This is a genomic window from Streptomyces toyocaensis (assembly GCF_000725125.1).
Taxonomy (GTDB): domain Bacteria; phylum Actinomycetota; class Actinomycetes; order Streptomycetales; family Streptomycetaceae; genus Streptomyces; species Streptomyces toyocaensis.
In genome coordinates this window covers 1-1,225 of the sequence record NZ_JFCB01000070.1, presented here as the reverse complement: position 1 = coordinate 1,225, position 1,225 = coordinate 1, and the positions used below count along the sequence as shown (strand labels likewise).

General features: G+C 66.6%; 2 protein-coding genes. Both read left to right on the top strand.

What is annotated here, in order from left to right; all coding sequences use genetic code 11:
• Positions 1-517 (top strand): alpha-glucosidase C-terminal domain-containing protein (locus tag BU52_RS32590; RefSeq protein ID WP_037941462.1); only part of this gene is annotated, 517 nt, incomplete at its 5' end.
• Positions 514-1,225: alpha-amylase family glycosyl hydrolase (locus tag BU52_RS32585; protein ID WP_037941460.1), on the top strand; the 712-nt coding region annotated here is incomplete at its 3' end. The genes BU52_RS32590 and BU52_RS32585, both read left to right, overlap by 4 nt.

Here is a 1,225-nt window from a genome sequence, read left to right as displayed (position 1 = left end):
TGAGAACACCCCCCTGCGCGAGGGCGGCGAGGAATACCTCGACAGCGAGAAGTACCAGCTCAGGCACCGTGACTGGGAAGCCGCCGAACGCGAGGGCCGCACCATCGCCCCCCTCATCACCCGGCTCAACACCATCCGCCGGGAGAATCCCGCCCTGCGTCAACTGCGCGACCTCCACTTCCACCACGCCGATCAGGAGGCGGTGATCGCGTACTCGAAGCGGCACGGTTCGAACACCGTTCTGGTGGTCGCCAACCTCGACGCCCACCACACCCAGGAGGCCACGGTCTCGTTGGACATGCCGCAACTCGGCCTGGACTGGCACGAGTCCGTGCCGGTGCGCGACGAGCTCACCGGCGAGGTCTACCCATGGGGCAGGGCCAACTATGTGCGTCTCGGGCCGGGCGGGGCACATGTGCTCACCGTAGGCCGGGGGTCCGGGGACGGGCCTCCCGATGAACGCGGCAGGGTCCTGCGACCGTCCACCCCGCAGATCGGAGGGTCAGCCACCACATGATCGTCAACGAACCCGTCCCGGACACCTTCGAGGACACACCCGCCAAGGACCGGGACCCGGACTGGTTCAAACGAGCCGTCTTCTACGAGGTCCTCGTCCGCTCCTTCCAGGACAGCAACGGCGACGGCGTCGGCGACCTGAAGGGCCTGACCGCCAAACTGGACTACCTGCAGTGGCTGGGCGTCGACTGCCTGTGGCTGCCGCCCTTCTTCAAGTCGCCGCTGCGCGACGGCGGCTACGACGTCGCCGACTACACGGCCGTCCTGCCCGAATTCGGCGACCTCGCCGACTTCGTGGAGTTCGTCGACTCCGCGCACCAGCGCGGGATGCGCGTGATCATCGACTTCGTCATGAACCACACCAGCGACCAGCATCCGTGGTTCCAGGAGTCGCGACGCGATCCCGACGGGCCGTACGGCGACTACTACGTGTGGGCCGACGACGACAAGCAGTTCCAGGACGCGCGGATCATCTTCGTCGACACCGAGGCGTCGAACTGGACGTACGACCCGGTGCGCAAGCAGTACTACTGGCACCGGTTCTTCTCTCACCAGCCCGATCTCAACTACGAGAACCCGGCGGTGCAGGAGGAGATGATCTCCGCGCTGAAGTTCTGGCTGGACCTCGGGATCGACGGGTTCCGCCTCGACGCGGTGCCGTACCTGTACCAGCGGGAGGGGACGAACTGCGAGAACCTCCCGGAGACCC